This is a genomic window from Micrococcus lylae (assembly GCF_900163825.1).
Taxonomy (GTDB): Bacteria; Actinomycetota; Actinomycetes; order Actinomycetales; family Micrococcaceae; genus Micrococcus; species Micrococcus lylae.
On the sequence record NZ_FUKP01000067.1, the window covers coordinates 1 to 22,911 of the forward strand.

Below are 22,911 nucleotides of genomic sequence, written 5' to 3' on the forward strand. Positions count from 1 at the left end.
GGAGGTTCTTTTCATCGTCAACGTCTATCTGTCACCAACGTCATGGCCGAGTACATCTAGGCCTCGGCCTGGGAGAACGCCTCCCTCATCTCCTCCCAGCAGGCCCAGGGGAGTCTCAGGCTGCCTCGTTCTCGGCGCCGGCCAGGTGCTCGCCGGCGGTCTCGGGCGCAGCCACCGCCATCGCGGCCAGGGACAGCGCCACGAGCAGGCCGGTGAGCACGAACGCCCCGGTCAGGCCGAGCATCGGCACCAGCCAGCCCACGAACAGCAGCGGGCCCACGCCGGCGGCCACGCGGGAGGCCGCGGAGGCCCAGCCGAAGCCGGAGGCGCGCAGGGTGGTCGGGTACAGCTCGGTGACATACGTGTAGAGCACTGGCACGGCCACCTGCACGAGGAAGCCGAACAGCAGCACCAGCGGCAGCGCCGCCGCGGGCACGCCCAGCACGGAGCTGAGCCACACGAGCACCGCGCAGGACGCCAGGGAGCTGACGGCCAGCAGCCGGCGGCGCCCGGTGCGCTCCACCAGGACGGCGGAGGCCACCACGCCCAGCAGGCCGACGGCCGCCATGCCGGAGGTCATCACGAACGCCCGCGACTGCTCGTGGCCGGCCTCCACGAGGAAGGTCGGCAGCCACTGCAGGGCCAGGTAGTAGGTGAGCATGATCGAGCAGAACAGCGCCCAGGCCACGGCGGTCACCTTCGGCGAGTGCCGCCAGACCTCCACGAGCTGCTCGCCCACGGCCTGCAGCCCGCCGCCCAGTCCGCTGCCGGAGGGCTCGGGCATGGTGTATTCGCGGCGCTCGGCGCCGGTGTCCTCCACCAGCGTGTCGACGACGGCACGCGCCTCCGCCTCGCGGCCTCGGCTCATCAGATAGAAGGGGGACTCGGGGACGCCGCGGCGCACAAGGAACACCAGCAGCGCGGGCAGGACCATGGCGAGCAGCGGCAGCCGCCAGTCGCCCCAGGTGGCCACGAGCCAGGCGGACACCAGGCCGCAGAGGGCTGCGCCGACCGGCCACCAGCCGTCCATGGCGGTGAGCACCCTGCCGCGCAGGTGCCGGGGCGTGAACTCGGAGACCAGGGCGTAGTCCACGGGGATGGTGCCGCCCAGGCCGATGCCGGCGAGGAAGCGGAAGAACGCGAACCAGCCGATGGACGGGGCGAGCGCGCCGGCCAGGGTGAAGATCGAGAACACCAGCAGCGTCAGGGCGAACGCCTTCTTGCGGCCCAGCCGGTCCGCGATCGTGCCCCAGAGGAAGGCGCCCACGCCCATGCCGATGAGGTTCGCGGTGCCGATCCAGGCGGCCTCGGACCTCTCCAGCCCCCATTCGGCGGTCAGCAGCGGGATCATCACGCCGTTCAGTGCGACGTCCCAGGCGTCGAACATGAAGCCGAGCCCGCCGATGAGGAAGATCCGGCCCTGCACGGACCAGCGCCACGGCAGCTCCTGCACGACCTCCTCTCCGGTGGGGAGGCGGCCGCCGGCAGGGGCGGCGGCGGTGGTGGCGGGGGAGGAGGACATCGGCGTCGGTCTCCTGTGCTCTGGTGTGCGGTGTGGTCTCAGGCCACGGGCGGGGTCCGTCCGGGCCCGGCCCCGTCCGCGGGGCGAGGCCCGTGTGGGGTCGTCGTCTCGGTGGTCGAAGCGAGGGCCAGGCTCCGCGCGGGGCGAGGCGCCTCGTGCCGCAGGGACTCGATGACCGCGGGGACCCGGCCCCGTCCGCGGGGCGAGGCGCCCACCGGCGGCGAGTGCCGTCGTCGTGGGTCAGGGGAGAGTATGCGCAGGACCGACGTGGCGTGCCACCTCTAGACTGGCTTCGTTACTTCACCTTCGACTTTTCCCTGACGCTGAGGAGACCTCTGCCGTGAGCACCGCGCAGCCGACCGCGATCGACGCCCTGGACACCGTCCCGCTGAAGCGGGCCCTGATCTCCGTGTATGACAAGACCGGCCTCGAGGAGCTCGCGACCGGGCTGCACGCGGCGGGCGTCGCGATCGTCTCCACCGGCTCCACCGCGAAGCGCATCGCGGACGCCGGCGTCCCGGTCACCGAGGTCTCCGAGGTCACCGGCTTCCAGGAGTGCCTGGACGGCCGCGTGAAGACCCTGCACCCGCGCGTGCACGCCGGCATCCTCGCCGACCGCCGCCGCGAGGACCACCGCGCCCAGCTGACGGACATGCAGATCGAGCCGTTCGACCTGGTGGTGGTGAACCTCTACCCGTTCGTGGACACCGTGCGCTCCGGCGCCGCCGAGGACGAGGTGGTGGAGCAGATCGACATCGGCGGACCGTCCATGGTCCGCGCGGCCGCGAAGAACCACGCGTCCGTGTCGATCGTGGTGGACCCGGCCGCGTACGGGGAGGTCGTTCAGGCCGCGAAGTCCGGCGGGTTCGACCTGAAGGCCCGCCGCCGCCTGGCATCCCTGGCGTTCGCGCACACCGCGGCCTATGACAACGCGGTGGCCGCCTGGACCGCCGCCCACTACGGCGCGGACACCGAGGACGAGGACGTCCCGGTCTTCCCGCCGTACGCCGGCTTCTCCCTCGAGCGCGCGGACATCCTCCGCTACGGGGAGAACCCGCACCAGCCGGCCGCCCTGTACGCGGACTCCTCGGCGGCCCCGGGCATCGCCCAGTCCGAGCTGCTGCACGGCAAGGCCATGTCCTACAACAACTACGTGGACGCGGACGCCGCCGTGCGTGCCGCCTACGACCACGCCGGCCCGGCCGTCGCGATCGTCAAGCACGCCAACCCGTGCGGCGTGGCCGTGGCCGACCAGGGCGAGGACATCGCCGTCGCCCACGCCAAGGCCCACGCCTGCGATCCGGTCTCCGCCTTCGGCGGCGTGATCGCCGCGAACCGCCCGGTGACCGCGGCGATGGCCGCGCAGGTGAAGGACATCTTCACCGAGGTGGTGGCCGCCCCGGCCTTCGACCCCGAGGCCGTCGAGATCCTCACCGCCAAGAAGAACCTGCGCCTGCTGGCCCTGCCCGAGGGCTTCGAGCGTGACGCCGTGGAGGCCAAGCAGGTCTCCGGCGGCATGCTCATGCAGATCACGGACGCGGTGGACGCCGACGGCGACGACCCGGCGAACTGGACCCTGGCCGCCGGCGAGGCCGCGGACGAGGCCACCCTCGCCGATCTCGCCTTCGCCTGGCGCGCTGTCCGCGCCGCCAAGTCCAATGCGGTGCTGCTGGCCTCCGGCGGTGCCACCGTGGGCGTCGGCATGGGCCAGGTCAACCGCCTGGACTCCTGCCGCCTGGCCGTGGAGCGCGCCAACACCCTGGGCTCCGCCGTCACTGGCGGCCAGGACGTGAACTCCGCCGGCGGCGCCGAGAACGTCACCGGCGCCGGCGCCCCGGAGCGCGCCCGCGGCGCCGTGGCCGCCTCGGACGCGTTCTTCCCGTTCGCCGACGGCCTGCAGATCCTCATCGACGCCGGTGTGAAGGCCGTCGTGCAGCCGGGCGGCTCCGTGCGTGACGCCGAGGTGGTCGAGGCCGCGAACGCCGCCGGCATCACCATGTACCTCACCGGGGCACGCCACTTCTTCCACGGCTGAGCCTGTGTCCGACCCGCACCGCAGCCGCCACGGCGCCGCCCTGTCCCCTGAGGATGAGGGCGGCGTCCCCGCGTCCGAGACCGATCGCCATGCAGCCCACGACCGTCATCCCGCCACCTCCGGGCTGCCCGAGCTCACGGAGGACGGGATCCGCGAGCTGCTCCGGAGGGACCGGTTCGACGCGGCCGTCGCGCAGCTGCGCCTGCTCCCGGCGGGCGACGTCCTCGAGTTCCTGGACCGCTGCGACCCGGACGAGGTCCCCATCCTGTTCCGCCTGCTGGAGAAGGACACGGCAGTCCGCGTGTTCACGGACATGGAGCCTCGGCAGCAGTCGGACCTGATCGCCCAGCTCCAGGACGGGCAGGTCCAGGACCTCTTCGGCCGCCTGCACACCTCCTCCCAGGCCCGCCTGGTCGACGAGATGCCGGCGAAGGTCGCCCGGCGCCTGCTGGACGGCCTGGGCCCGGAGGCCCGGGACCGTGCCGGCGAGCTGCTCGGCTACCCGGCCCACTCGGTGGGCCGCCGTGTCCGCACGGCCCCGGTGCGCCTGCGCCGGGACTGGAGCGTGGCCCATGCGCTCGAGCAGGTCCGCGTCCACGGCGAGGGGGACCGGCGCGCGCTGGCCGCCCTGCCGGTGGTGGGGGACCTGCATCGGGTCGTGGGGATCGTGGAGCTCGGAGAGCTCACCACCGCAGACCCGGGCGGCACGGTCGAGGCCCTCATGGACGATGCGGTGGCGGTCCCCGCAGGCACGGAGGCGGAGGAAGCCGCCAGACTCTGCGCGGACCGCCGCCTGTGGTTCCTCCCCGTCACGGACGACGACGGCCGCCTCATCGGCATGTTCACCGTGGCCGACGCCCTCCAGGTCCTGGACGAGGAGTCCACCGAGGACGCTGCCCGCTCCGGCGGCGCAGAGCCTCTCGGCCGCCCCTACCTGTCCACCCCCGTGATGACTCTGATGCGGGCCCGTATCGTGTGGCTGCTCGTGCTCGCCGTGGGCGCGACGCTCACGGTGCAGGTCCTGGAGGTCTTCGAGGAGACCCTCGAGCAGCTGGTGGTGCTCTCCCTGTTCGTCCCGCTGGTGATCGGCACGGGCGGCAACACCGGCAACCAGGCGGCCACCACGGTCACCCGGGCGCTCGCCCTGGACGACGTCCGTCCCCGCGACGCCCTCCGCGTGATGCTCCGCGAACTCCGCGTGGGCTTCACCCTGGGGGCCTGTCTGGGCGGACTCGGGACACTCGTGGCGGGCCTGTTCTACGGGTGGGACATCGGCGCGGTGATCGGTCTGACGCTGCTGTCCGTGTGCACCCTGGCGGCGACCGTCGGCGGACTCATGCCCCTGGCCGGCAAGAAGGTCGGCGTGGACCCGGCGGTGTTCTCCAACCCGTTCATCTCCACACTGGTGGATGCCCTGGGCCTGGTCCTGTACTTCCTGATCGCCCGGGCGCTGCTCGGCCTCTGATCAGCGACGCCGGGCCGCAGACAGCGGCTGGGTCCCGTGCGGCCGGTCGTCGGGCTACCGTGAGAGACGACGACGGCCCCTCGCCTGTCCGGGCACGTCACCGCCTGCATCGCCACTGTGGAAGGACCGACGATGAGCACCCCGTACCAGCCGCACGAGAACGACGACCGCATCGAGGATCAGGCCCGCCACGGCTGGGACCGGCCGGGCTACGGCGGCTACGGGGACTACGGGCCGGCCCCGTACCAGCAGTCCTACGGCATGGCCGCCGCGCAGGAGGGCCAGCGGGCGGGGCAGCTGGCGATCGCCTTCGGCGTGATCGGCCTGCTGTCCGGCCTGGGCGTGATCTTCGGCCCGCTCGCGATCTGGCAGGCGAACAGGGCGGACCGTGCCGGCGGCGTCGGCATCGGCGGGCGCGTGCTCGGCTGGGTGGCGATCGGGATCGCGATCGCGTTCGTGGTGCTCTTCGTCGCCTACGGCGTGTTCCTCTTCAGCATGGTCGAGTACATGTCCACCGAGTTCGGCGAAGACGTCCAGACCGACTTCAGCACGCGGTCCTGACACCGCACCGGACCCGGCCACGGACCGAGGCGAGGTCACAGGCGGCCCGGACGGGCCGTCGTCGGGCCTCCTCCGGTAGATTTGGGGGAGAGGAAGCCCTTTCCCCTGACGAAGACCCGGGGCGCCGAGGTGTGCCCCAGAAGGAGAGACGTCCCGCATGTCCAAGATCACCTACACGTTCACCGACGAGGCTCCCATGCTGGCCACCGGATCGCTGCTGCCGATCATCGAGGCCTACGCCGGCACCGCCGGTGTGGAGTTCGAGACCAAGGACATCTCCCTGGCCGGCCGCATCCTGGCCGCCTTCAACGACGTCCTGCCGGAGGACCAGCGCACTGCCGACGCCCTCGCCGAGCTGGGCGAGATGGTGAAGACCCCCGAGGCCAACGTCATCAAGCTGCCGAACATCTCCGCCTCCGTGCCGCAGCTGCGCGCCGCGATCAAGGAGCTGCAGGCCGCCGGCTACGACCTGCCCGAGTACGTGGACGAGCCGAAGACCGACGCGGAGAAGGACGCCAAGGCGCGCTACGACTCCGTCAAGGGCTCCGCCGTGAACCCGGTCCTGCGGGAGGGCAACTCGGACCGCCGCGCCCCGAAGGCCGTGAAGAACTACGCCAAGCAGTTCCCGCACTCCATGGGCGAGTGGACCGCCGACTCCAAGTCCGCCGTCGCCACCATGGGTGCGAACGACTTCCGCTCCAACGAGAAGTCCGTGACCCTGGACAAGGACGACGTCCTGACCATCGAGTTCACCTCCGCCGAGGGCGAGACCACCGTGCTCAAGGAGGGCCTGAAGGTCCTCGAGGGCGAGATCGTGGACGGCACCTTCATGTCCGCCAAGGCCCTGGACGCCTTCCTGGCCGAGCAGGTCCAGCGCGCCAAGGACGAGGGCATCCTCTTCTCCGCCCACCTGAAGGCCACCATGATGAAGGTCTCCGACCCGGTGATCTTCGGCCACGTCGTGAAGGCCTACTTCGCCGACCTCTTCGCCCAGTACGGTGACAAGCTGGCCGAGGCCGGCCTGTCCGCCAACGACGGCCTCGCGGCCATCGAGGCCGGCCTGGACAAGCTGGACGCCGAGACCGCCGAGGGCGTGAAGAAGGCCATCGCCGACGCCTACGAGAACGGCCCGGACCTGGCCATGGTGAACTCCGCCAAGGGCATCACCAACCTGCATGTGCCCTCCGACGTGATCGTGGACGCCTCCATGCCGGCCATGATCCGCACCTCCGGCCAGATGTGGAACAAGGACGACAAGACCCAGGACACCCTGGCCGTCATCCCGGACTCCTCCTACGCCGGCGTGTACCAGGCCGTGATCGAGGACTGCAAGGCCAACGGCGCCTACGACCCGACCACCATGGGCACCGTCCCGAACGTCGGCCTCATGGCCCAGAAGGCCGAGGAGTACGGCTCCCACGACAAGACCTTCGTGATGACCGGCGCCGGCACGGTCGAGGTCAAGAACTCGGCCGGCGAGGTGCTGATCTCCCACGAGGTCGAGGAGAACGACATCTGGCGCGCCTGCCAGACCAAGGACATCCCGGTGCAGGACTGGGTCAAGCTGGCGGTCACCCGCTCGCGCGACTCCCAGACCCCGGCCGTGTTCTGGCTGGACGCCGAGCGCGGCCACGACGCTGAGCTGATCAAGAAGGTCGAGACGTACCTGGGCGACCACGACACCGAGGGCCTGGACATCAAGATCCTGTCCCCGGTCGAGGCCACCAAGCTGTCCGTGGAGCGCATCCGCCGCGGTGAGGACACCATCTCCGTGACCGGCAACGTGCTGCGTGACTACAACACGGACCTGTTCCCGATCCTCGAGCTGGGCACCTCCGCGAAGATGCTCTCGATCGTCCCGCTGATCAACGGCGGCGGCCTGTTCGAGACCGGCGCCGGCGGCTCCGCCCCGAAGCACGTCCAGCAGCTGCTGGAGGAGAACCACCTGCGGTGGGACTCCCTCGGCGAGTTCCTCGCCCTGGCCGTGTCCTTCGAGCATGAGGCCAAGACGAACGACAACAAGCGCGCCCAGGTCCTCGCGGACACCCTGGACGCCGCCACCGGCACCCTGCTGACCGAGGGCAAGTCCCCGTCCCGCAAGGCCGGCGAGCTGGACAACCGCGGTTCGCACTTCTACCTCGGCCTCTACTGGGCCCAGGAGCTGGCCAAGCAGACCGAGGACAAGGAGCTGGCCGAGGCGATCGCCCCGATCGCCGAGGAGCTGGCCGCCAACGAGGAGAAGATCGTCGGCGAGCTGAACGGCGTCCAGGGCAAGCCCGTGGACATCGCCGGCTACTACTACCCGTCCGTGGAGAAGGTCGCCGAGGTGATGCGCCCGTCGCAGACCCTCAACGACATCATGGCCAAGCTGGCCAAGTGACCCGCTGACGGCGCACCCCCGCCCCGGGCGCTTTCGTTCGGGAAAGCGTCGGGTTCTCGGGCGAAAGCGCCCGTACGACGAGGGCCCCGTCCCACCGGAGTGATCCGGTCGGACGGGGCCCTCCGCCATGCCTGCGCCTCTGCCGGCGTGCCGGGCGTCGTCGGTGATAGCGGACGTCCCCGTGGCGCCGAACCAGAACAATCGGCCTCTTCACGGTGGGGTCAAGGGGCCGGTTCTTCTGGCTCGGCGGACCGTGTCAGCCGGCCTACCGCGCCCGGCCTGACGCCTCACCTGGCGTGCTTCGCCTCGTGCTCCAGCAGCGCCCGCTTCGCCTCGGCACCGTAGAGATACGACCCCACGGACCCATCGGCCCTGACTACGCGGTGGCAGGGCACCACCACGGCCACGAGGTTCTTCGCGCAGGCCGTCCCGGCGGCCCGCACGGCGGTCGGCTTCCCGATCTCCTCGGCGAACCGGCCGTAGCTCAGCGGCGCCCCGGCCGGGATCCTTCGCAGCCCCTTCCACGCCGCCTGGCGGAAGTCGGTCCCCGGCTGCTCCACGGCCAGCCCGTCCAGTGCCCCCACATCGCCTCCCGCATACGCCGCCAGCGCGTCCGCCACGGGCTGCTCCAGCCTCGGGTGGGGCTCCACGGGCATCGGGTTCATCTCCCGCGCGGCCGTCGCCGGGGCGACCTCCTCGAGCCGGTCCATCAGCTCCAGCAGCAGCCGACCGATGGCGGCCGCCTGCGGCTCGTCGCCGGCGGGCACGGCCACGCCGGAGGCCCGCACGGTCTGGTCTTCGGGGGAGAACACGGCCACCAGGTTCAGCTCGGTGCCGGGCAGGGCGGCCGCGGTCCAGCGCAGCTCGGGCAGGACGTCGTCGAACGCGGTCACGGGGCCTTCCGGTGGCTTCGGGTGTGGGGAACGGCCACCGCCCAGGGATCACAGGATTCCCGGAGCCGACGGCCTCCTGACAGTGTCCCACCCGCATGGAACGCTGGCCACATGACCTCCACGGACGCCCCCACCGCCCACGTCTTCGAGCACCGCACGCTTCTGCGTCACCCGCGCGACGTCGTCTGGCGCTGGCTCACCCACCCCGGCGCCCTGACCCGCCTGACCCCGGACTACGCCGGCACAGTCCTGCAGGAGCCGGCGGCCGGCCTGCCCGTCGGCTCCGAGGCCGTCCTCGCCCTCTCCGCACCCGGCGGCCTCGGCCTGTTCGCCGGCGCGGCGCACGGCACGGTCTCCCAGGCGCTCTCCTCCGTCCTCCCCGGCAGGATCCCCGCCCCGCAGGTCACCTGGCGGGCCCGCCACACCGCCCTCGACCCCGGCACCATGTTCCGCGACGAGATGGTCTCCGGCCCGCTGCGCTCCTGGGTCCACACCCATACCCTCGCGGACGCCGCACCCGGCGAGGCGGACACGGCCGACGGCAGCCCCGGCACCGTGGTCCACGACAGCATCGCGTACGCCCTCCCTGCCGGCGACGCGCTCTCCCGCATCCCCGGCATCGGCGACCGCACCGGCCGTGCCGCCCGTCAGGCCTTCGAACGCATCCTGACCGCCCAGTTCCACTCCCGCGCCGCGACCATGGCCGAGGACCTGGACTTCTACGCCGCCCACCCCGGTCCGCTCCACGGCGCCCCCGCCAAGACGATCGTGGTCACCGGTGCCAGCGGCCTCATCGGCGCCCGGCTCTGCGCGCTGCTGACCTCCGGCGGGCACACCGTGATCCGCCTCGTCCGCGACGCCGCCCAGGCCTCCGCCGAGGACGCCTCCTTCTGGGACCCGCTGCGGGGAGAGGTGGACCGCGCCGTCCTCGCCTCCGCGGACGCGGTGGTCAACCTCGCCGGTGCCACCATCGCCGGCCGCATGACCGACGCCCACAAGGAGGCCGTCCACCACTCGCGTGTGTCCGGGACCCGCACGCTGGCCGAGGCCCTCGTCGGTCTCGCCTCCTCTGCGGCCGGCCGGACCAACGACGACGGCCGCCGGGCTCCCGCTCTCGTCAACGGCTCCGCGGTGGGCTGGTATGGCGCCGACGCCGGGGACGGGGGCCTTCCCGGGGGCCTCACCGAGGACCTCCCCTGCGGGGAGGACTTCTTGGCGGAGGTCTGCCGGGACTGGGAGGCCGAGGCCCGCGCCGTAGAGGAGGCGGGCATCCGCTGCGTCCGGGTCCGGACGGGCATCGCGCTCAGCCCGGCCGGCGGCATGCTGCGGCAGATCCTGCCGATCTTCCTGGCCGGCCTCGGCGGCTCGCTGTCCACGAAGGGCTCCGGCCCGGACGGCACCCCGTGGATGAGCTGGATCTCCGCCGATGACGCTGCGGCCCTGTTCGCGCACGCGGCCCTCGAGGACTCCGTCTCCGGGGCGCTGAATGCCGCCGCGCCGGATCCGGTCACGGCGAAGGAGTTCGCGGCCACGCTGGGCTCGGTGCTGCACCGCCCGTCCGCGGTGCCGGTGCCCGGCGTCGGACCGCGTCTGCTGCTGGGCCGTGAGGGGGCGGAGCTGATCGTGGACGCGGACCAGAAGGCGTCGTCGGCCGCGGCGGAGGCCGCAGGCCACCGCTTTCGCCACCGCACGCTCGATCAGGCCCTGCGCAGCGTCCTCGGCCGCTGACCTCCGGCGTCAGTCCTGCAGCGCGCCGGTCTCCCGGATGAGCTGGGCGAGGGCGGTGAAGGCATCCCGCGCGAGGGCCTCCCAGAGCTTCATGGCCAGCTGCGGGGTGGCCTCCTCGAGGGCGTACATGACCTGAGCGGTCAGCACGCGGGTGGTCACGGGGCCGCGGGCGCGGACGGTGCCGGGCTGGCGGCCGGGCTGGCCGAGGGCCATCTCGCCGAAGATCATGCCGGGGGTGAGGAGCATGCGGCGCATGCGGCGGCCGCCGGTGGCCTGGCCGGTGAGCTCCACCTGGCCGGAGGTGATCACGTAGATGCCGCCGAAGGGCTGGCCTGCGCGGCGGATGATCTGGCCGTCCTCGTACCGGCGGGTGTCCATCATGGACTCGACGAGGCGGGCGTCGTCCTCGGAGAGGTGCTGCAGCAGCGGGGAGAAGGCGGCCTCCTCCTCGGTCTTGGGCAGCAGGTGCGGTTCGTGGCGGGCCAGCAGGCGCTGCTCGCACCACTGCATGGCCTGCGAGCGGGAGGTGAAGAACACGAACTGGGTGGAGTCCAACGGCACGTCCGGCAGGAACGCCTCGGACTCGCGCAGGGGCTCGCGCACCTCGACTCCCTCGGACGCACCGGCGGCGCGGACCTGCTCCAGCAGGGACTCGTCGCGGTCCGTGACCACGATGTCCAGGCCGTCACGGAGCGCGTGCGCGATCCACTGGGCGATCAGGCGGCGGGCCGGCCCGGAGATGGAGGACACGGAGCGTACGTCCATGGCGAGGGTCTGCAGGTCGTCCGGCATGCTGCCGACCACGTGCACGAGCGCCTCCACCTGGCTGAAGCCGATGTGGCCGCCGAGCTCCATGAGGTGGACGGTGTCCGCATGGCGTTCGAAGGCCTGCATGACCTCGGCGGTGCGGGAGGTGCCGGAGGGGGCCTGGTCCACCCGGTAATGGGTGCGCAGGGCGGAGCGCGGGGAACCGGCCACCAGGGACGGATGCATCTCGAAGGCCTCCACGAGCGAGCGCAGCGCCTGCAGGCCGTGCGCGGAGATGCCGTTCTCGTCCAGACCGTGGGACTGGAGTGCGAGACCGAGGTGGCCGGGGACGACCACCATGATCGTGCCGCCGCGGCGGGAGGCCCAGCCGGGCTGGCCCACGGTGAGGGACCACAGCGGGTCCCGGGTGACGAGGCCGCAGGAGGACATCAGGGAGAGCACGGCCTGCACGGTCTCGGCGGAGAAGACGCGGTCGCCGGTGTGCGGGTGGACGCCGCCGTGGGCGAAGACGGAGGCGATCACGGACAGCTCGCGCACGTCCACGGTCACGGCGCGCAGGCGGGAGATGTCTGTGAGGATGACGGTGGGGTCCGCGTCGATCGCCTCGATGGACTTCATGAACCAGGCTGCGGCGCGGGTGCGGCGGTTGGCCTTGTCCTCTGCGCGGGCGGCGGTGTCCGTCACGGAGACCTCGCGCTCGAGCAGGGTGGAGGCCAGCTGCATGAAGCGGGCGGTGCGGTCTCGTCCGCCGCGGCCCTTCACGAGGGTCGCCGCGGCCACCACTCCGGTGTCCGTGAGCCCGTTGTAGGCGCGGTGGGTCTCCGGCTCGACCTCGATGCGGTGCAGGGGGTCGCCGGCGGGCTCGGTGCCGATGTGCTCGAGCACGGCGTCGATGCCGTGGTCCTCCACCGCCATCGCGTAGATCAGTGGTGCGGCGAGCGCCCCGAGGGTCACGGTCTGCCCCGTGCCGGCCTCGTAGCCGTAGCCGTCCACGAGGGTCATGGCGATGCCCAGACCGCCCGGCGTGTCCTCGCCTGTCTCGGCCTGGGCCGGCTTCGCGTAGGAGGCGGCGAGCAGGTCGAGGTGGTAGTGCACGGGCGTCATCATGCGGCCCAGCCTATCCACAGACCGAGGCCTGCGACACCCGGTCCTGGGCCACAATGGACGGTGATGACCTCCGCTTCTCCGCTCTCCCCGCTGGACCTGGACTCCTTCGTCTCCGGCCTCACGGTGGCGCAGGTGCTGCCGGAGCTCACCGACGCCCTGGCGGCCCACGGAGCGGCCGTGCTCCACGCCCCGCCGGGCACCGGCAAGACCACCGCGGTGCCCCCGCACGTCGCCCTGACGCTCGCCGACGCCTCGGGTGTGGCCGGGCGTGCCGACGAGGGCCCCTGGCCCTCGTCTGCCGCTGCGCCTGCCGCGTCGGCCGGCTCGTCCCCCGACGTCGCCGCCGACACCGCCGCTGCGGCCGCACCCCGTGTTCTGGTCACCCAGCCCCGCCGCGTGGCGGTGCGCGCAGCCTGGCGCCGCCTCCATGCCGCGGTCGAGGCTGCGTATCGGGCCGCCGGCGCCGCCGAGCCCGCGGCGCGGCAGGCCGCCGACGCCGCGGTCGGCTACACGGTCCGCGGCGACGCCGTGGGCCGCGGCCGCAGCCAGGTCGAGTTCCTCACCCCGGGCGTGCTGGTCCGGCGCCTGCTGAACGACCCGGAGCTGGCCGGCGTCGGGGCGGTCCTGCTGGACGAGGTCCACGAACGTGACCTGGACACGGACCTGCTCTTCGCACTGCTGGCGGACCTGCGGCAGCTGCGCGAGGACCTGCAGGTCGTCGCGATGTCCGCCACCCTGGACGCCGAGGCCCTCGCGGCCCGATGGGCCGAAGGTATGGGCCAGGACGCCGTTCCGGTGGTCCGCACCGAGGACGTCCTCCACCCGTTGACTGAGCGGTGGGCGCCCTACGGCTCCTCCCGCCTGACCGCGCGCGGCGGCTGCGAGCGCGGCTTCCTGGACCACGTGGCCGAGCAGACCGTGGCCGCGCACGCCGCGGCCCTCGCCGAGGACCCGGGCATCGACGCCCTGGTGTTCCTTCCCGGCGTGGCGGAGGTGGAGGCGGTGGCCGAGCGTCTGCGCGCCCGCGTCCCGGCCCACGACGTGCTCACCCTCCACGGCCGCCAGGAGCCGGCCGAGCAGGACGCCGCCGTCGCCGGCCGCGCACCCGGCGGCGCCCCGCGCATCGTGGTCGCCACGAATGTCGCCGAGTCCTCGCTCACCGTGCCCGGGGTGCGTCTGGTGGTCGACTCCGCCCTGGCCCGCGAGCCGCGCAGAGACGCCGGCCGCGCCATGACCGGTCTGGTCACCGTGCAGGTCTCCCGGGCCGCCGCCGGGCAGCGGGCCGGTCGTGCCGCCCGCCTCGGCCCGGGCACCGTGGTCCGCTGCTGCAGCCGCTCCGCGCTCGGCACCGCTCCCGCCGCGCCGACGCCCGCGCTCGACGTGGTCGACCTCGCCCCGCTCGCCCTCGCCCTGGCCGCCTGGGGCGCCCCGCGCGGCGAGGGGCTGGTGTTGCCCCAGGAGCCGCCGGCCGGTGCGCTCGCCGAGGCCGAGGCCCGTCTGCAGTCCCTCGGCGCCGTGGACGCGGACGGCCGCATCACCGCCCACGGCACCGCCCTGTCCACGCTCCCGGTCCCGCCGCACCTCGGGCACGCCCTCGGGTACGGCGCGCAGGCCGTGGGGGAGCAGACGGCCGCGGACGTCGTCGCCCTGCTCGCGGCCGACCTGCGCGCCCCCGGAGCCGACCTCACCGCCGCCCTCGCCCAGGTCCGCCGGGGCGGACCCGAGTCCCGGATGTGGCGCCGTGAAGCCGACCGCCTCGAGCGCCTGCTGCGTCGCGGTGCTCTCGCTCCTTCTCTTCCCGACGACGGCGCCGGCACCTCCGCCTCGCCCGGCGCCTCCGCGGCGACCGCCGCGCGCGGATCCGCCGGTTCCTCCGCAGGCCCCCGTCGTCTCGGCCGGGACGAGGAGGTCGGCTATGTGGTGGCACTCGCGGCTCCGGACCGCATCGCCCGTCGGGTGGGGGAGTCCGACGCCTACCTGCTCGCCTCCGGCACCCGTGCTTCCCTGCCTGCGGACTCGCCGCTGCGAGGCAGCCGCTGGCTGGCCGTCGCCGAGGTCCAGCGCACCGGCTCCGACGCCGAGGGCACCGGCGCCGTGGTCCGCGCCGCTGCCCCGCTGGGGGAGGAGGCCGCGGTCGCCGCGGGAGCCGGACTGCTCCGCCAGGAGTACGCCGCCGTCTGGTCTGGCGGACGGCTCAGGGGCAGCCGCCGTCGCCTCCTCGGCGGCATCGAGCTGGCCTCCCACAGCGAGGCCCCCACCGTCGAGGCCGCCGCGGACGCCGTCCGCGCCGCGTGGGCCGAGGAGGGTCTGAAGGGCTGGGGCGGCGAGACCGCGGACACGCTGCGCCGCCGCGTCCACCTGCTCCACCGCGTCCTGAAGGACCCCTGGCCGGACATGTCTGCCGCCGCCCTCGCCCAGGACGAGGACCTCGTCGCGGCCGTCGCCGCGCAGGTGGTGGCCGGCACCCCGCGGCCCCGGGTCGACCTCGCCGGACTGCTGCAGGGCCTGCTGCCCTGGCCAGCCGCCTCCGAGCTGGACACGCTCGTCCCCGCACGGCTGCCCATCCCCTCCGGGCGCACCGCCGCCGTGGAGTACCCGGAGGTCGGCGACGACGGCCAGCCCGTGCTCGCCGCCAAGCTCCAGGAGTTCTTCGGGGCCTCCGGCACGCCGACGGTCGCGGACGGACGCCAGCCGGTGCTGCTGCACCTGCTCTCGCCCGCCGGACGCCCGCTGGCCGTGACGGCGGACCTGCCCTCCTTCTGGGCCGGCGCCTACGCCCAGGTCCGTGCCGACATGCGCGGCAGGTATCCGAAGCACCCCTGGCCCGAGGACCCCACGACGGCCGAGGCCACGGGACGGACCCGGCGTCGGTGAGCCGGGCCCCGGCGGTCCGTCCGCGGACGGTGCGGCCGGGCAGGAAGTCGGGGTGCCGTCGTCGTGAAACAGGGCTCCGTAGGGGCACGGTGCGTGCTGACGGACGGCGAAGGGTCTAGGGTGTAGCGCAGATCACCCGGAAGACGGACGACAAGGAATCCCCGCCATGACGACTCCCCCCACCCGGTGCGGCCGGGGCCGGATGCTCGCGGCGACCGGCCTGGCCGCCGCCGCCCTGGTCTTGAGCGGATGCGCCGCCGACGACGGCGGTGGCACTCCGGTGCTGACCTGGTACACGAATCCGGACGACGGCGGCCAGGCCACCATCGCCGAGCAGTGCACCGAGGCATCCGACGGGAGGTACCGCATCGAGACCTCCATGCTCCCCACCGAGGCCTCCGCGCAGCGGGAGCAGCTCACCCGTCGCCTCGCCGCCGGCGACTCGTCCATGGACATCATGTCCCTGGACCCGCCGTTCGTGCCCGAGCTCGCCGAGCCCGGCTTCCTGGCGCCGGTGCCCCAGGAGCTGCAGAAGACCGCGCAGGAGAACACCCTCGACGGCGCGCTCGCCGGCGCGACGTGGAAGGACGAGCTCGTGACCGTCCCGTTCTGGGCCAACACGCAGCTGCTCTGGTACCGCAAGTCGGTGGCCGAGGCCGCCGGACTGGACATGGACAAGCCGGTCACCTGGGACCAGCTGATCGAGGCCGCCGAGGCCGAGGAGAAGTACCTCGGCGTCCAGGGGGCCCGCGCGGAGTCCATGACCGTGTGGCTCAACGCGCTCGTCGCCGGCGGCGGGGACGAGATCATCGTGGACCCTGAGGCCTCGGCGGACGAGATGACCACCAACCTCGCCGGTGAGGCCGGCACGAAGGCCGCCGAGATCGTCTCGACCATCGGCAAGAAGGGCCTCGGCGGCCCCGGCCTGCCGACCCAGCGTGAGAACGAGGCGATGCTGCAGTTCCAGGGGGACAAGGGCTCGTTCATGGTGAACTGGCCGTTCATCTGGGCGGCCACCAACGCCTCGGTCGAGGCGGGAGACCTGCCCGAGGACCTCCCGGAGGACATCGGCTGGACCACCTACCCGCAGACCGTCGAGGGGCACGAGGCCGCACCGCCGCTGGGCGGCATCAACCTGGGGGTCGGCGCGAAGTCCGAGCATCAGGACCTGGCCTGGGATGCCGTCTCCTGCATCACCTCCGCCGAACACCAGGCGGACTACTTCGTCACCAACGGCAACCCGCCGGCAGACCCGAAGGCCTACGAGGACGAGCGCATCAAGGACGCCTACCCCATGGCGGACGCGATCCGCGACTCCCTGGACATCGCGAAGCCGCGACCGCAGACGCCGTACTACAACGAGGTCTCCACGGCCATCCAGCAGCGCTACGCGCCGGTCTCCGGCGTCAACCCCGCCACCACGCCGGAGGAGACGAACACCTTCATCGAGCAGATCCTCCGAGGGGAGCGCCTCCTGTGAGCACCGTGTCCACCCCCGAGCGCGCATCCGGGCGCCGCCGCGTCCGCTCCGCCCGTGCGAAGTCCGAGGCCCGCCTCGGCATGATGCTGGCCGCCCCGGCGTTCCTCATCATGCTGTTCGTGGTGCTGTACCCCATCGTCCAGGCCGTCTGGGACTCCCTGTTCAGCTTCCGCCTGACCGCGCCGGCGGACAAGGAGTTCGTGGGCCTGAAGAACTACGGCACCATCCTCACCGACCCCGTGTTCTGGTCCGACCTGGGCGTCACACTGCTCATCACGGTGGTCACCGTGGCGGTCGAGCTCGTGCTCGGCTTCCTCCTGGCCCTGGTGATGCACCATGCGATCAAGTCCACCAAGGGGCTGGTCCGCACCATGATCCTGGTGCCCTACGGCATCATCACGGTCGTGTCCGCCTTCGCGTGGTTCTACATGTTCTCGATCGACTCGGGGTACATGAACTCGTGGCTGTCCTGGCTGCCCGGCGTGGACGCGAACCTCAACTGGTTCGCCCAGGGCTCCACGGCGCTGTTCGTGATCATGCTCTCGGAGATCTGGAAGACCACCCCGTTCATCTCCCTGCTGCTGCTCTCCGGCCTGGCCCAGGTCCCCGGCGACCTCACCGAGGCGGCCGCCGTGGACGGCGCCACCCGCTGGCAGCGCCTCACCCGCGTGATCCTGCCCAACATGAAGGCGGCCATCATGGTGGCGGTCCTGTTCCGCGCGATGGACGCCTTCCGCATCTTCGACGCCATCTTCATCATGACCAACGGCGCCTACGGCACTGAGGCACTGTCCCTGCTGGCGTACCGGACCTCCATCGGACGCCTGGAGATCGGCCTCGGCTCGGCGGTCTCCGTCATCCTGTTCCTGTGCGTGGCGCTGATGGCCTTCATCGCGGTGAAGGGCTTCAAGGTGGACCTCGCCGACCGAGGAGGCAACCAGTGAGCACTGTGGCAACCCCTGACAAGTCCGGCAACGCACCGGACACGTCCGCGCACGGGCGCACGGAGGCAGGGCGCAGCGCAGCGCCTCCGGCCAGGAAGAAGTCCGGGACGGGTCGGATCACCCTCGGCTGGTGGGTCCTCACCGTGCTGATCGGCATCTGGTGCCTGTTCCCGGTGTTCTCCATCCTGGCCACCAGCTTCAAGACGCCCTCGGACCTGTCCAACGGCCGGCTGCTGCCGACCTCCTGGTCCACCGTGAACTACGAGGAGATCTTCGTGGGCGGCTCCCGCGAGCTGTTCCTCACGGCACTGCGGAACTCGGTGGGCATCTCGGTGATCGCCACCGTGGTCGCCGTCGTCCTGGCCACCCTGTGCGCCTATGCGATCGCGCGCCTGGACTTCCCCGGCAAGCGGCTGGTGCTGACGGTCTCCCTGATGGTCTCCATGTTCCCGGTGATCTCGCTGGTGACCCCGCTGTTCAACGTGTGGCGGACCATCGGCCTGTACGACACCTGGCTCGGCCTGATCATCCCCTACCTCTCGCTCACCCTGCCGATCTCCATCTGGACGCTGGCCGCGTTCTTCAAGCAGATCCCGTGGGAACTGGACCAGGCAGCCCAGGTGGACGGCGCCACCCCGCTGCAGGCGTTCAGGAAGGTGATCGTCCCGCTGGCCGCGCCCGGCGTGTTCACCACCGCGATCATCGCGTTCTTCATAGCCTGGAACGACTTCGTCTACGGCATCTCGCTGACCTCCACGGAGGCGGCACGTCCGGTGCCGGCGGCACTGGCGTTCTTCACCGGCGCCTCGCAGTTCGAGTCGCCGACCGGCGCGATCTCCGCCGCCGCGATCATCGTGACCATCCCGATCGTGCTCCTGGTGCTCTTCTTCCAGAAGCAGATCGTGGCCGGCCTGACCAACGGCGCCGTCAAGGGCTGAGGCCCGGACCAACGCTTCGAAAGGACCCTGAACCGATGGCCTCCATCACCCTGAACAACATCCACAAGACCTACGACGACGGCTTCCACGCGGTGAAGGGCGTCGACCTGGAGATCGCCGACGGCGAGTTCGTGATCCTCGTGGGCCCCTCCGGCTGCGGCAAGTCCACCCTGCTGCGCATGGTCGTGGGCCTGGAGGACATCACCGACGGCGATCTGCTGATCGGTGAGCGCCGCGTCAACGAGGTGGCGCCGAAGGACCGCAACCTCGCCATGGTGTTCCAGAACTACGCGCTGTACCCGCACCTGACGGTGTTCGAGAACATCGCGTTCCCCCTGCGCCTGAACAAGGACGCCAAGCTCTCCGAGGACCAGATCAAGGCCAAGGTGGCCGAGGCGTCCCGCATGCTGGAGCTGGACGACCACCTGGACCGCAAGCCCGGCAACCTCTCCGGCGGCCAGCGCCAGCGCGTGGCCATGGGCCGTGCGATCGTCCGTGAGGCCGACGCGTTCCTGTTCGACGAGCCGCTGTCCAACCTGGACGCCAAGCTGCGCGGCCAGATGCGCGCCGAGATCGCCCAGATGCAGCGCCGCCTCGGCATCACCTCCATCTATGTGACCCACGACCAGACCGAGGCGATGACGCTCGGCGACCGCGTGGCCGTCCTGAAGAAGGGCGAGCTGCAGCAGGTGGCCTCCCCGCGTGAGCTCTACGAGCAGCCGATCAACCTGTTCGTGGCCGGCTTCATCGGCTCCCCGTCGATGAACTTCCTGCCCGCCAGCCTCAAGTCCGAGGGCGGCCGCCACGTCCTGTCCTCGCCGATCGGGGACATCCCGGTGCCGGAGGCCAAGGCCAAGGCCGCCGAGGGACGCGACCTGGTGTTCGTGGGCCTGCGCCCCGAGTTCTTCGAGGACGCCTCCCTCGTGGACGAGGACAAGAAGTCCAAGGGCTCGATCTTCCAGGTGGAGCTGACCCACCTGGAGTGGCTGGGCCACGAGCAGTACGGTCACATCGAGTTCGACCCGGACCCGGAGGTCAAGACCATGCTCTCCGACCTGGCGAAGGAGATGGACGCGGACGAGCTGCGCCCGGTGGTGGTGACCACCCTGTCCGCCGAGTCCCGCGTCCGCCCGGGCACCCCGGTGGACCTGTGGGTGGACACCTCCCGCATCCACCTCTTCGACCCGAAGACCGGTGAGAACCTGACCCGCGACCCCGAGGCCGGCGCCGAGCTGACCCGCATGGCCGGCGAGGAGCGCCAGCGTCAGATCGACCTGGCCCAGGAGAACGACCGGAAGAAGGAGCAGGAGGGCGCCGGGCACCGGACCGAGGACGCCATCGGGGACAACCTCGACCACGGCACCGAGGGCGAAGGCCGCACCGGCTCCCACACCCAGGGCTGACGCTCCCGGGGCGTCCTGGCCTGACGCTCCCGGGGCGCCCTGGCCTCGGCCCACAGCGAAAGTGAGGGGAAGACACGGTCTCGTTCGTCGATCTCGACGCCGTGTCTTGCCCTCACTTTCGCCTTGGTCGCCTTGGTGGCGTTGGTCGCCGTGTTCGGCTCAGTACCCGCCCTCGACGTCCACGAGCCCCTCGAGCTCCCTGCCCTCCGCGCGGGCGGCGAGGTTCCGCCGGATCCGCGCATCGAGCAGCGGGATGCACATCTCCGGGGTGTCGGCGGTGTGCGGGGTGATCAGACAGCGCGGCTCGGCCCACAGCGGGTGTCCGTCCGGCAGCGGCTCGGGGTCGGTCACGTCGGTGCCGTAGGCCCGGATCTGCCCGGCGGCCAGGGCGGCGGTCACGGCGTCGGTGTCCACGAGGACGCCGCGGCCGACGTTGACCAGCACCGCGTCGTCGTCCATGAGCTCCAGCTGCCGTGCGCCCACGATCCCGCGGGTCTGGTCGGTCGCGGCGGCGGCCAGCATGACCACGTCGGCTCCGGGCAGCACCTCGTCGAACCGGTCGGTCGTCACGGTGACGTCCGCGCCGGGCACGTCGTCCGCCCTGCGCCGCACCGCGGTGACGTGCACGTCCCAGGCCTTGAGCAGTCGGATGTACTCCTGTGCGATGCCCCCGCCGCCGAGCACCACCGCGCGGGCCCCGTCGAGGCTCTTCCCCCGGCACTGACCCCAGGACGTCGCCGTGACGCGCTCGGGCAGATGCCGCAGCAGCGCGAGGGTCAGCATCAGGGCGTGCTCGGCCACCGGCGGGGCATAGGTGCCCTTCGCCGACGTCCAGGTGATCTCCGGGCGGCTGCGCACGAGCGGCACATAGGCCTCGATCCCGGCGAAGGGGAACTGCACCCAGTCGATCTGCGGGTTCGCCTTGAGTGCGGCGCGCACGTCCTCCACCGGGATCGGGGTCAGCAGCACCAGCGCGGTCGCGTCGCCGTCGCCGTGGGGTGACCCGTCCGTCCCGACGACGGCCCCTCGCGTCTGCGTGACGGCTTCCGTCGGCCCGCGGCGGGCCTCGGCGTAGCGGGTGCCGGCCAGCTGCTCGGCCGTCGGCAGGATCAGCAGGCGTTCGGCGCGCACCCTCAGCCCTCCTGGGCGGCCTTGTGGGCCGCGGACAGCTCGAGGTAGATGCTTGCGTTGCGCTTCAGGGACTCGCGCTCCTCGTCCGTCAGCGGGCGGCGCACCTTGGCCGGGACACCGGCCACCAGGGAGCCGGCGGGGACCTTGGTGCCCTCCAGCACGAGCGCGCCGGCGGCCACCAGGGAGCCGGCGCCGATCGTGGCGCCGTTCATGACGGTGGCGGACATGCCGATCAGGCAGTCGTCCCCGACCTTCGCGCCGTGCACCACGGCCGAATGGCCCACGGAGACGCCGGAGCCCAGCTCGCAGGGGAAGCCCTCATCCGCGTGCAGCACCACGTTGTCCTGCAGGTTGGTGCCCTCGCCCACGCGGATGGGCGCAGAGTCGCCGCGTGCGGAGACGCCGTAGAAGGCGGAGGAGCGCTCGGCCATCTCGACGTCGCCGGTGATCGCGGCGGTCGGGGCGAGGAAGACGGACTCGTGGATGAGGGGCGTAGCGCCCTTCACAGTGATGATGTGTGCCATGTCACCAGGCTACGGGGAGCGGACAGGCGGCGGCGAGCGCCGCCGTCGTCCGAGGCCTGACGACGACGGCCGGGTCCCTCCGTCTTCCCGGCGAGGGTCGTCGTCGGGAAGGGACGCGGGTGCGGATCAGCCGAAGACGACCGTGCGACGCCCGTCCAACAGGACGCGGTGCTGGGCGTGCCAGCGGACGGCCTGGACGAGGGTGTTGCCCTCCACGTGCCGGCCGCGGGCCACGAAGTCCGCGGCGGTCTGCGCGTGGGTCACCGGCTGGACGGACTGGGCGATGATCGGGCCCTCGTCCAGGTCCGCGGTGACGTAGTGGGCGGTGGCGCCGATGAGCTTCACGCCGCGTTCATGGGCCTGGTGGTAGGGGCGCGCGCCCTTGAAGGACGGCAGGAACGAGTGGTGGATGTTGATGGCACGGCCCTCGAGTTCCGCGCAGAGCTCGTCCGAGAGGATCTGCATATAGCGGGCGAGGACCACCAGGTCGATGTCGAACTCCTCGATGAGCTCGCGCAGGCGGGCCTCGGCTGCGGCCTTCGTCTGGGTGCCGGTGGCGGAGACCGGGAGGTGGATGAACGGGACACCGTAGAACGAGGCCAGCGGCTGCAGGTCCAGGTGGTTGGAGACCACCACCGGAATGTCGATCGGAAGGGTGCCCGCGCGCTGCTGGAACAGCAGGTCGTTCAGGGTGTGGCCGTCCTTGGAGCACATCACCAGCGTGCGGGTGCGGACCGCGGCGTCCCAGAGCTGCAGGTGCATGCCGAACCGCTCGCCGACCGGGGCGAGGGCGGCGTCCACGGCGTCGTGTGCGGCCGGGGTGCGGAATTCCACACGCATGAAGAAGGTGCCGGTGTCCGGGGAGTCGTACTGCTGGGACTCGGTGATGTCCGCGTCCACCTCGAGCAGGGCGCCGGAGACCGCGTGCACGATGCCCCGGGTGTTGGTGCAGGACAGCGTCAGGACGAACTCGCGCTCGCCGGCAGCGGGGGAGGCGGCTGCACCGGTGGGGGCGGGGGAGGGCAGGCGGACGGCGTCGGAGGCAGACATGCCTGCCATCAAACCACGGGGACGGTCGCGTCGAACCGGGGGGTCGGCCGATGACCACACAGCGGAAGGTGTGACATTCTCGGGTCTGAACTGTCTCCGCGACCGCGG

At 72.1% G+C, this 22,911-nt stretch carries 16 protein-coding genes; 10 read left to right on the top strand and 6 right to left on the bottom strand.

Features of this window, described 5'->3' with window-relative positions; all coding sequences use genetic code 11:
* Positions 1 to 115 precede the first annotated feature (115 nt).
* Entirely contained in the window at positions 116 to 1,522 is a 1,407-nt protein-coding gene (locus FM125_RS10045; protein WP_245829966.1) for an MFS transporter, read from the bottom strand.
* Positions 1,523 to 1,862: 340 nt separating this feature from the next.
* On the opposite strand from FM125_RS10045, the gene purH reads away from it, so the two are divergent.
* From purH to FM125_RS10065, 4 genes are all read left to right on the top strand, one after another.
* Positions 1,863 to 3,557, top strand: a complete 1,695-nt coding sequence (purH, locus tag FM125_RS10050) for a bifunctional phosphoribosylaminoimidazolecarboxamide formyltransferase/IMP cyclohydrolase (protein ID WP_087134510.1) — start codon at positions 1,863 to 1,865, stop codon at positions 3,555 to 3,557.
* Between the two features lie 4 nt (positions 3,558 to 3,561).
* On the top strand, positions 3,562 to 5,022 hold the full coding sequence (gene mgtE / locus FM125_RS10055) for a magnesium transporter (RefSeq protein WP_245829968.1): 1,461 nt from the start codon (positions 3,562 to 3,564) through the stop codon (positions 5,020 to 5,022).
* Between the two features lie 132 nt (positions 5,023 to 5,154).
* On the top strand, positions 5,155 to 5,583 hold the full coding sequence (locus tag FM125_RS10060; protein ID WP_087134511.1) for a hypothetical protein: 429 nt from the start codon (positions 5,155 to 5,157) through the stop codon (positions 5,581 to 5,583).
* A 157-nt stretch (positions 5,584 to 5,740) separates the two neighbouring features.
* The gene (locus FM125_RS10065; RefSeq protein WP_087134512.1) at positions 5,741 to 7,963 is read left to right on the top strand and encodes an NADP-dependent isocitrate dehydrogenase; all 2,223 of its coding nucleotides are present in this window, start codon (positions 5,741 to 5,743) and stop codon (positions 7,961 to 7,963) included.
* Between the two features lie 287 nt (positions 7,964 to 8,250).
* Here the strand turns inward: FM125_RS10065 and FM125_RS10070 are convergent, their stop codons facing one another.
* Positions 8,251 to 8,856 (bottom strand): methylated-DNA--[protein]-cysteine S-methyltransferase, encoded by a 606-nt coding sequence (locus FM125_RS10070; RefSeq protein ID WP_087134513.1) that lies wholly within the window; start codon positions 8,854 to 8,856, stop codon positions 8,251 to 8,253.
* Positions 8,857 to 8,967: 111 nt separating this feature from the next.
* Here FM125_RS10070 and FM125_RS10075 point away from each other — a divergent pair, with 111 nt between their 5' ends.
* Positions 8,968 to 10,584: a TIGR01777 family oxidoreductase gene (locus FM125_RS10075; RefSeq protein WP_087134514.1), complete on the top strand. Its 1,617-nt coding sequence runs from the start codon at positions 8,968 to 8,970 to the stop codon at positions 10,582 to 10,584.
* Between the two features lie 9 nt (positions 10,585 to 10,593).
* Here the strand turns inward: FM125_RS10075 and FM125_RS10080 are convergent, their stop codons facing one another.
* Positions 10,594 to 12,459, bottom strand: coding sequence for a glutaminase (locus FM125_RS10080; protein ID WP_087134515.1), 1,866 nt, complete (start codon positions 12,457 to 12,459; stop codon positions 10,594 to 10,596).
* A 63-nt stretch (positions 12,460 to 12,522) separates the two neighbouring features.
* Here FM125_RS10080 and FM125_RS10085 point away from each other — a divergent pair, with 63 nt between their 5' ends.
* From FM125_RS10085 to FM125_RS10105, 5 genes are all read left to right on the top strand, one after another.
* The gene (locus tag FM125_RS10085; RefSeq protein WP_087134516.1) at positions 12,523 to 15,333 is read left to right on the top strand and encodes an ATP-dependent helicase C-terminal domain-containing protein; all 2,811 of its coding nucleotides are present in this window, start codon (positions 12,523 to 12,525) and stop codon (positions 15,331 to 15,333) included.
* Between the two features lie 166 nt (positions 15,334 to 15,499).
* Positions 15,500 to 16,813, top strand: a complete 1,314-nt coding sequence (locus FM125_RS10090; RefSeq protein ID WP_087134517.1) for an extracellular solute-binding protein — start codon at positions 15,500 to 15,502, stop codon at positions 16,811 to 16,813.
* Positions 16,810 to 17,757 (top strand): carbohydrate ABC transporter permease, encoded by a 948-nt coding sequence (locus tag FM125_RS10095; RefSeq protein WP_070638718.1) that lies wholly within the window; start codon positions 16,810 to 16,812, stop codon positions 17,755 to 17,757. Before FM125_RS10090 ends, FM125_RS10095 begins: the two co-directional genes overlap by 4 nt.
* Before the next feature lie 116 nt (positions 17,758 to 17,873).
* On the top strand, positions 17,874 to 18,695 hold the full coding sequence (locus FM125_RS10100) for a carbohydrate ABC transporter permease (protein WP_070638885.1): 822 nt from the start codon (positions 17,874 to 17,876) through the stop codon (positions 18,693 to 18,695).
* A gap of 35 nt (positions 18,696 to 18,730) precedes the next feature.
* Positions 18,731 to 20,098, top strand: a complete 1,368-nt coding sequence (locus FM125_RS10105) for an ABC transporter ATP-binding protein (protein WP_087134518.1) — start codon at positions 18,731 to 18,733, stop codon at positions 20,096 to 20,098.
* A 159-nt stretch (positions 20,099 to 20,257) separates the two neighbouring features.
* Here FM125_RS10105 and FM125_RS10110 read toward each other — a convergent pair whose 3' ends face one another.
* From FM125_RS10110 to purU, 3 genes are all read right to left on the bottom strand, one after another.
* Positions 20,258 to 21,229, bottom strand: coding sequence for a D-isomer specific 2-hydroxyacid dehydrogenase family protein (locus FM125_RS10110; protein ID WP_245829970.1), 972 nt, complete (start codon positions 21,227 to 21,229; stop codon positions 20,258 to 20,260).
* A gap of 2 nt (positions 21,230 to 21,231) precedes the next feature.
* On the bottom strand, positions 21,232 to 21,753 hold the full coding sequence (locus FM125_RS10115) for a gamma carbonic anhydrase family protein (protein WP_087134520.1): 522 nt from the start codon (positions 21,751 to 21,753) through the stop codon (positions 21,232 to 21,234).
* A 126-nt stretch (positions 21,754 to 21,879) separates the two neighbouring features.
* Positions 21,880 to 22,803, bottom strand: a complete 924-nt coding sequence (purU, locus tag FM125_RS10120; protein ID WP_087134617.1) for a formyltetrahydrofolate deformylase — start codon at positions 22,801 to 22,803, stop codon at positions 21,880 to 21,882.
* Positions 22,804 to 22,911: the final 108 nt, after the last annotated feature.